This window comes from Micromonospora sp. NPDC006431 (genome assembly GCF_042870725.1).
GTDB lineage: Bacteria > Actinomycetota > Actinomycetes > Mycobacteriales > Micromonosporaceae > Micromonospora.
The window spans coordinates 279,475-287,660 of the sequence record NZ_JBIAHQ010000010.1 but is presented as its reverse complement, the minus strand read 5'-3'; the positions used below and the strand labels follow the sequence as shown (position 1 = coordinate 287,660).

Genomic DNA, 8,186 nt, shown 5'->3' with positions numbered 1-8,186 from the left:
CCCCGCGGGTCGGGCGCGCCCGCCGGGGGGGTGGGGGTGGCGGGGGGGGGGGGGGGGCGCCCCGGTGAGGCGCCCCGCGACGGGCCGGGTCGGGGTGGTCAGCCGCCGAGCCGGGCGGCCACCGCGCTGCGCAGCTCGGGCAGCCGGTCGTGCAGCAGTCCCGGGCACTGCGTGTTGTTGAAGTCCTTGTGCCCGTAGATCTCGCTGGACGGGATGCCGTACTGCTGGCAGGTGAACGCGCAGAACCACACCAGGCTGTCCCAGAGTGCCTTCGGTGGCTGCACGTCGAGGTAGGTGCCGTCGTTCTCGATGCCGATGGCCTGGCTGTTCTGCCCGACGCAGTGCGCGCCCTGGACCATAGTCTGCCCGTGCAGCAGTGCGTACAGGCTGCCGTGCCGGCCCTCGGTCAGGTAGCCGCCGCGGCTGTTGGTGAAGTGCTGCCCGGAGTCGAGCCAGCCGTTGGTGTCCATGTGCAGGTTCTGAATGTCGCGCGAGTTCCGGTAGGCCTGCGCCAGGCTGTAGTCGGTGGTGTTCGGGAACGCCGTGTGATGGATGATGATCTTGTTGGGGCGGCTCTGCACGACGCTGACGTTGGTCGAGGGCGGGCGGGCGCTCCAGGTCGCGCAGTTGGCGATATCCGGCTGGTCGACCCGGGTGGCGACGGCCCGCGCGTCGCGGTCGTCGCCGAACTGGGTGAACGCCGTGGCGCCGGCCGCGGCGCCGAGCAGGACCGCGCCGCGCAGCACGGCCCGCCGGGGGACGGGGACGGACATCGGGGCCTCCTCAGGGGTACGGACGCCGGTGGCGGGCGGCTGCTCCCGGGGTCCGGCGCGGCGTCAGACACGCCGAGCCGGAGTGGCCGAAAGGGCGCCCGCCACCGGAGCGGGTCAGCAGGGTCCGTTGCAGGCCAGCACCTTGAGCCGGTCCAGGGTGCCGTTCCAGACGTTCTGGTCACCCGGGAAGACGCCGGAGTCGGCCCACTGCCAGAACGAGTACGTCCCCCAGCCGGCCGGCAGGGTGCCGACGCTGCTGGAGTAGCGCGCGATCCAGAGCGGGTTGTTCGCGGCGAACTGCGAGGTGTTGCCGGTGCAGGTGGTCCACCAGTCGGTGGTGGTGTAGATGGTGGCCCACCGGCCCGTGCGGGCGTAGTACTGGTTGACGAACGAGGCGATCCAGCTGCGCATCGAGGCCTGGCTCAGCCCGTAGCAGGTCGCGCCGTACGGGTTGTACTCGATGTCCAGGGCGCCGGGCAGGGTCTTGCCGTCCTTGGACCAGCCGCCGCCGTGGTCGACGAAGTAGTTGGCCTGGGTGGCGCCGCTGGAGACGTCCGGCCGGGCGAAGTGGTACGAGCCCCGGATCATGCCGACGTTGTACGAGCCGTTGTACTGCTGGGCGAAGTACGGGTTGGTGTAGCCGGTGCCCTCGGTGGCCTTCACGTACGCGAAGCGGGCGCCGTTGTTCCAGGCGGCGGACCAGTTGACGTTGCCCTGCCAGCTGGAGACGTCCATGCCGGGCAGGCCGGCCGGCGCGGCGCTGGCGGGAGTCGCGCCGAGGAGTGCCGAGGCGGCCAGGGTGACGGTGGCGAGCACGGCCGTGGCGGCCGTACGTAGCGCCGATCGCAGGGGACGGTTCATCTTTCCCTCCCGGGGGGTATGCCGCTCGCGGCGGCGGGAGTTGGTGAAAGGAACTGTCAGTATTACGTCACAGGATGGCGACAAATTTCAATAGATACATGGAAGATCATCTTGGTAACTTTCCGGCGCCCCCGCCCGGCCAGGGTCCGCCGGGGTGACGGCGCCAGCTCAAAATCCGATCGAGGGACGATGGCTCGTTCCAGACGTCAGGCGCGTAGAACCCTTCGGCCGGCGTGTCGATCCCGGCGCCGGCCGTTCGTATGGAGGGTGAAGGGGCCGGCGGCGGGCCGGCCCGGACGGGCGAGGAGAAGCGCATGAAGCAGTACCTGATCAGCATGTACCAGCCGGCCGGCGAGGGGCTGCCGGAGCCGGAGTTCCTGGCCGAGGTGATGCGCAAGATCGACGCCATCCACGACGAGCTGGTCGAGGCCGGGTCCTGGGTCTTTGGCAACGGCCTGCACGCCCCGGAGACCGCCACCGTGCTGCGCCTGCAGGGTGACGAGGTGCTGATCACCGACGGGCCGTACGTGGAGGGCAAGGAGTACCTGACGGGGGAGGCGGTCGCGGCGTACGACGCGGCGATCGCGCGGACCGACAATCACGCCGAGCAGGCCCACCTGCGACGGGTCCGCGACCTGCTGCTTCCGTGAGCGACCCCGGGCGCCCCGCAGCCGGTCCGCCGTCCGGACAGGAGGGTGGGGCTGCGCGGGAATCCTCGGCCCCGCAGAATCGTCCGGTGCGGCGCGGCGTGTGGAAATGGAGTCTCGTCACCGTCGTGACCCTGCTGGGCGCCGGCGGCACCGCCTGGGTCTGGCTCCGGTACGACTTCGAGAAGGTCAACTGGCTCTGGGGTGTGGTCGCCGGGGTCATCGCGGTCTACGTGGTGGTGGACCAGCTCTTCGCCGGGCGGGAAGCCGCCCCGCCGACGGCCTGGGTGCACCGGCGGGCCGCCGCCGACGAGCTCGCCGAGCTGATCCGGCGGGAGCCCACCGAGCAGACCCTGCTGCGCGCGGTCGACGAGCCGTACCCGCTGCCGGTGGCCTGGCACAACGCCCCGGAGCGGCTGATGCCGTCCTGGCGCTCGATCGGCCGGTCCGCCGACGCCGGACCCGTCGACCTCACCGGGCGGGACGGGGCGCTGTGGGAGTGCTACCGCTCGGTGCCGTCGGGGCGTCTGCTGGTGCTGGGACCACCCGGATCCGGCAAATCGATCATCGCGCTGCGGCTGGTCCGGGAGTTCGCCAGCCGGCGCGACCCGGAGGCGCCGATCCCGGTGCTGCTGCCGGTGGACTCCTGGGACCCGGGCGCCGAGGGGTTCCACGACTGGCTGGCCGACCGGATCACCCGGCGGTACCCGTACCTCGCCGCCGGCCACCCCCGCCGCGAGGCGGTGGTGCGTGACCTGCTGCTGGCCGACCTGGTGGTGCCGGTGCTGGACGGCCTGGACGAGCTGCCCGAGGACCGGCTCAGCGCCTGCCTGGCGGAACTCAACGAGCTGCCGACCCAACGGTTCGTGCTGACCTGCCGCTCCGCCGTCTACGAGACGTACCTGATCCAGGGCGAGCGGCTGCGGGCGACCGCCGTGGTGACCCTCGCGCCGCTGACCGCCGCGCAGGTCGGCCGATACCTGCGGGACGCCGCGCCGCTGCATCAGGTGGGCAACTGGTCCACGGTGGCCGACCGGCTCGACGCCGACCCCGAGCTGGCCGCGGCGCTGTCCACCCCGCTGCTGGTGGCTCTGGCCCGGACCGCGTTCGACCAGCCCGGCACGGACCCGCGCGAACTGCTCCCGCTGGCCGCCGAGCGCGGCCGGCGTTCGGTGGAGGACGAGGTGCTGTCCCGCGCGGTCGACGCGGCCCTGCGGTCGCGGCGGGGCGGGCAGGGCCTGCGCCGCTGGGAACCGGACCGGTCCCGCCGCTACCTCGCCCAGCTGGCCAGCCACCTGGAGTCCCTGGACAGTCGCGAGTTCCGCTGGTGGCAGCTCCCCGTCGCGCTCCCGCGTCCGTTCTGGGTCGCCTTCGACGGTCTCCGGGCCGCTCTCGCGGCGTGGCTCGCCCTGTCGCCGGTCGGGGAGGCGCTCGGCGCCCTCGCCGCCGTGACCGGTCACGCCCAGGTCCGGGAGCTGTTGCACGGCGTCATCGCCCGGCCGTCCCTGCTGGTGATCCTGGCGGCCCTGGCGGCGGCCGTCCGGTCGGCGCTCCGCGACGACCCGCACCACGGCATGCCGCCGGTACGGCCGGTCTTCATCGGCGGGTTCCGGGCCCTCCTCGAGGGACTGGTGGCCGGACTGGTCGGCGGTGCCTTCTGGGGCGCCCTGACCTGGCCGCTGTTCGTGGCGATCGGGCCGCCGCCACGGCTCGGCACGCTGCTCGGCGCCGTGCCCGTCGTGGCGCACTGGTCGGTGCCGTCCCAGTGCGCCCTGGCCGTGGGGGTCGGCTGGTGCGGGTTCACCGTCGTCCGCTCCGCGCTGCGCGTCGACCTGTCCGCCCCGGCTGCGGAGTTGAGCGCGCTCAGTCCCGCGGGGACAGTGCGGGCGGATCGCGCGGCGACGATCGCGGCGCTGCCGCTGGCCGCCGTCCGGGCCGTGGCGCTGTGGTTCCTCGGCCTCGCCGCCCTGTGGCTGGCCGGCCTGTCCGACTTCCCGCCGCCGGTGGCACAGGGCTACGCCGGGCTCGGCCTGGGCCTGGGCTGGTGGCTGTACCGGCGGGGCGGCAGCGCCTGGTTCCGCTTCGGCGTGGCCCGGTTCGTGCTCGCCGCGCGCAACCGGCTCCCGTACCACCTGCTGGCCTTCCTCGACCACGCTGACGCGGTCGGTCTGCTCCGGCACGGCGCGGGTGCCTACCGGTTCCGGCACGGCCGGTTGCAGGCCCGGCTGGCCGCCGGGTCGGTGGCCGGCCGGCGCGGCAGCCGGCTGCGTGAGGACTTCGCCGTCGAACTCGCCGGGGCCGGCTACTGGCCGGAAGCGTTCCAGACGCTGGCCGCCGTCGCCGACACCCGGGCGGCCAACATCGGGCTCGACGACGATCGCACCGGGGTGGCGCTGCGCCGGGCGGTCCTGGTCGGGGCGGCGGCCGGGCACTGGAGCGGCTTGACCGCCCTGCTCGCCCAGCTCCCGGCGCCGCCGGCCACCGGGGCGGCCCGTACCCCGGTTGAGGAGCAGCGGCGGGTGATCGCCGAGCTGGTCGGCCGGGACGCCCCGGTGCGGGAACTGCTCGCCGCCGCCGACGAACTGGCCGCGCGGGAGGAGCGGAGCGGACGGCCCGAGCCGGCCACCGCGGAACTCCAGGCGGTGCTCCGGTACGCCGCCGGCGACGTGGCGGCGCGGGACGCGTGCGAACGGTTGGTCGACGCCGTGCGGTCCGCCGGACTCGACGCCGAGTGGTCCGCGCCCCTGGCCGCCGGGCTGCTGGCCGGGCTGACCCTCGCCGAGGGGCAGCCGACCCAGGCGGTGGCGATCTGCCGGTACGACCTGTACTTCGCCGACCTGCTGCCCGCTGGGTCGGACCTGCTCCCGCTCGTCGAAGCCTGGCGGTGGTCGGCGGCGGTGCTACGCCGGGTCACCGACGAGCGGGCCGAGACCTTGCGGCGGATCCGTGTCGCGGCCAGCGTTGAGCGCGGGCGCGGCAACCTCCCGGTGCTGACCCGCCGGGAGGTCGCCGAGATCGGCCTGCATGCCTGCCATCGGCTGATCGGGCATCCGATGTTCGGGCCGCTGGCGCTCGGCGTGGCGTACCGGCTCGCCAGGGTGCTGCGGGCCCCGGAGATCGTGGCACTCACCCTGCGCCGCGCGGTCCCCATGTGGCACGACGGCTGACGGTCACGCGGCGGGTGCTTCCTCGGCGCCGCGTTGCTGGCGGCGAGGCAGGAAAACCCGATGTCAAAGACGTGATTTAAACTTCCGCTACGAGTACATTGGCGTGGTGCCCAACGGAGTGCAGGCCCAGGTGCCGGTGCTGTACGTCGCGGACGCCGACGCCACGCGACGGTTCTACGCGGTCTTCGGCTACGCCGAGCTGCGCACCGGGGGCGACGGTGAGTCCCGCTGGTCCTATCTGCAGTGCGGGGAGCTGACCCTGCTGCTGGCCGCGATCACGCCGCGCCTGGTCACCGTCGAGCTGCCCCTGCTCATCTACCTCTACGTCGACGACCTCACCGCCACGATCGACCGGCTGACCGCCGCCGGGTACGCCGTCGAGCGGTCCGGGTATCCGGAGCACGCCCCCGGCGGTGAGTGCCGCACCACCGACCCGGACGGCAACGTGGTCCTGTTCGGGCAGCGGCGGGCGGTCCCCGAGCAGGCCCGCAGCCCGGAGGCCGACAAAGAGGTCCGGTTCTCGCTGATCCGCGAGGCCGCCGAGCGGGTCAGACAGCACGGCGGCGCGCCGGCCCGCTGCCAGATCGGCGGCCCACGCGGCGAGGCGTGCCCGGAGCCGGCCGAGGTGAAGCTCGCCGACTCATGGGGCGACACGGTGTGGGGCTGCCTGGCGCACGCCGACGAGGCCCTGCTCAACGCCCGCGGCGCGTTCCTGGCCACCGAGGACGGGCAGGGACTGGGCGCGTTCCTGCGCAACCGGCAGGCGAGCCCGACAGCCCGGACCGAAGCGGCGCGGCGTCAGCGCCGCCCGTCCTGACCCGGCTCCGACGCGCGTTCCGTCGAGGCCACCTTCGGGGCGGCGACCTCGGTTGACGCAGGTTTCGGGGCGGTGGCGTCCGTCGATGTCGTCGTCGCGGTGGCCTCGCTGGAGGTTGCCTTCGGTGCGTCGCCTGAGGAGTCGCGGGCGGAGCCGGCTGCCTGCTGCGGGACGATGGGGATGGCGGTGAACGGCTCGAAGATCCGGTCGAAGTTCCGCCGGTCCCGCATGAGCCCCGCGCTCCACTCGGCGGCGGCCCGCTGCTCCGCGGCCATGTGCCGGCGCGCCCGGTACAGCTCCTCGTTGATCGCCTCCGTCTCCTCGCGTCCCGGGGGATCGTCGACCATTTCGTCGAGGATCGTCACCCACCGCCGGTTCAGCTCCTCCGCGTACCGGGCTCGAGCCAGGTACAGCTCGTACTCGCACTCCAGCTCGATCATGCGGTCCCAGTGCGGCCGCATCGTCTCCAGGACCCGGTCGTCGTGGCGAACCCACCACACCTCCGGCCGGCACTGGACCGTCACACGGCCGCGCGTGTAGCGCCACTGCTTCGGATCCTGCTCGGTCAGGGCCTTCTGCAGGGCCACCTCGAGGTCGCCCGCCCGGTGCGGGGCGAAGTCGCGCGCGCAGTCCGCGGCCGTACGTCGCAACTGCTGAATCACCTTGGGCGTGAAATGGCGCACGTACCAGATCGGCACCTCGGGCCGCTCGCCCGTGATCGACCAGGTGAGCACGGCCCGGACGGTGAACGTGAACACGTGCCCCTTGGCCGCGACGGCGATCGGGTGGGACAGCTCCCGGTGCTCGTGCGTCTCATCGGAAGGGGGAGACGGCACGTCCCCGTCCGCCGCCGCCCACAACCTCTGCAGCACCGGAAGCAGCCGCGCCCACGTGGTACGCACGCCCGCCTTCAGCCGTGGGCCGGCCCACCCGGCCCAGTCACGTCCCCGGTCGATCCACGGTGGCCGGCGGTCCGGCGAGGGCGCCCTTCCGCCCGACGCGTCGGTCATCTCACCCCTCCTGAACACCTGTGCCACCGTCCGGCGGCCGGTCGAGGGGTGTCGCGCCGCTCTGCCGACCCACGCTAACAAGCCGGAGACGCCGGCCCAGGCAGCCGCGCGGGCGCTGAGCGTGGAGCGGCCGCTGTGGCGGGCAAGGGTGCGTCGTCCTCCGGCCCCGACAGCCCCAACCGCAGCCGTCAACAGGCTCAGTCAGCCGAACCGGGAGGCACCACCCAGGCGGTTGACTGCCCGGTTATCGCCGTGATCATGTCGAAGTCACCGTCGTAGTGCAGCACGGTGGCGCTGTGGCGTTCGGCCGTGGCGGCGATCAGCAGATCCGCCATCGACAGCGCCCGGTGGTTGCCCTTGTGCAGCGCCTTGACCTGGACGTCGATCGCCCGATCCCAGATCTCGTCGGGCATGGCCAGCCACTCGAAGCCGCCGAGCAGCCAACGCGCGCGCTGCGCGTCCTTGGCCGTGCGGGCGCTATGGATCACCTCGATCTCCACCGCTTTACACACCGCCAGCAGCCCTCGGTCGGACAACTCGTCGAGCACGGGAGAGACCGTAGGCTTGGGCCAGCGGGCGAGCGCGGAGCTGTCGAGAAGGTAGAGCCCTCGACTCACGCTGCGTCCGACTTGGCCGTGCCCGTCCCACCGGTCAGGTCGGGAAGCCCGCCGGCCTTGAGCCAGTCGGCGAACTCGCGGCGCTTTTCCCGCTTCACCACGGCCTCAAGGGCGGCGTTAACCGTCGCCTTCTTCGTCGTGGTACCGAGGATCTTCGACGCCTCCGCGAGGAGGTCATCGTCAACGTCCAAGATCGTTCGCGACATGGTGGAACCCTTCTGCCGGTGGCGAACCGTATCGATGATATCAAGAAGTAGCGCCGTTGATATCAACGCGTGGTGCGCCGGGGTGAGT

General features: G+C 72.9%; 8 protein-coding genes. 3 read left to right on the top strand and 5 right to left on the bottom strand.

Annotation, left to right across the window (positions count from 1 at the left end):
- Nucleotides 1–98: 98 nt before the first annotated feature.
- Entirely contained in the window at nucleotides 99–773 is a 675-nt protein-coding gene (locus ACFYM6_RS19680; protein WP_387277340.1) for a peptidoglycan recognition family protein, read from the bottom strand.
- Nucleotides 774–887: 114 nt separating this feature from the next.
- On the bottom strand, nucleotides 888–1,634 hold the full coding sequence (locus ACFYM6_RS19675; protein ID WP_073836200.1) for a lysozyme: 747 nt from the start codon (nucleotides 1,632–1,634) through the stop codon (nucleotides 888–890).
- Between the two features lie 314 nt (nucleotides 1,635–1,948).
- Here ACFYM6_RS19675 and ACFYM6_RS19670 point away from each other — a divergent pair, with 314 nt between their 5' ends.
- From ACFYM6_RS19670 to ACFYM6_RS19660, 3 genes are all read left to right on the top strand, one after another.
- Nucleotides 1,949–2,284: a YciI family protein gene (locus ACFYM6_RS19670; protein ID WP_387277338.1), complete on the top strand. Its 336-nt coding sequence runs from the start codon at nucleotides 1,949–1,951 to the stop codon at nucleotides 2,282–2,284.
- A gap of 86 nt (nucleotides 2,285–2,370) precedes the next feature.
- Entirely contained in the window at nucleotides 2,371–5,448 is a 3,078-nt protein-coding gene (locus ACFYM6_RS19665; protein WP_387277336.1) for an NACHT domain-containing protein, read from the top strand.
- 106 nt (nucleotides 5,449–5,554) lie between these two features.
- Entirely contained in the window at nucleotides 5,555–6,265 is a 711-nt protein-coding gene (locus ACFYM6_RS19660; RefSeq protein ID WP_387277334.1) for a VOC family protein, read from the top strand.
- Here the strand turns inward: ACFYM6_RS19660 and ACFYM6_RS19655 are convergent.
- The 3 genes from ACFYM6_RS19655 to ACFYM6_RS19645 form a co-directional block, all read right to left on the bottom strand.
- Nucleotides 6,247–7,275 carry a hypothetical protein gene (locus tag ACFYM6_RS19655; RefSeq protein ID WP_387277332.1) on the bottom strand — a complete coding sequence of 343 codons (1,029 nt, stop codon included), beginning with the start codon at nucleotides 7,273–7,275 and terminating at the stop codon, nucleotides 6,247–6,249. The two genes, ACFYM6_RS19660 and ACFYM6_RS19655, sit on opposite strands and share 19 nt — an antisense overlap.
- A gap of 197 nt (nucleotides 7,276–7,472) precedes the next feature.
- The gene (locus ACFYM6_RS19650) at nucleotides 7,473–7,892 is read right to left on the bottom strand and encodes a PIN domain nuclease (RefSeq protein ID WP_387277330.1); all 420 of its coding nucleotides are present in this window, start codon (nucleotides 7,890–7,892) and stop codon (nucleotides 7,473–7,475) included.
- Nucleotides 7,889–8,098, bottom strand: coding sequence for a type II toxin-antitoxin system VapB family antitoxin (locus ACFYM6_RS19645; protein WP_387277328.1), 210 nt, complete (start codon nucleotides 8,096–8,098; stop codon nucleotides 7,889–7,891). The genes ACFYM6_RS19650 and ACFYM6_RS19645 overlap by 4 nt, the downstream gene beginning before the upstream one ends.
- Nucleotides 8,099–8,186: the final 88 nt, after the last annotated feature.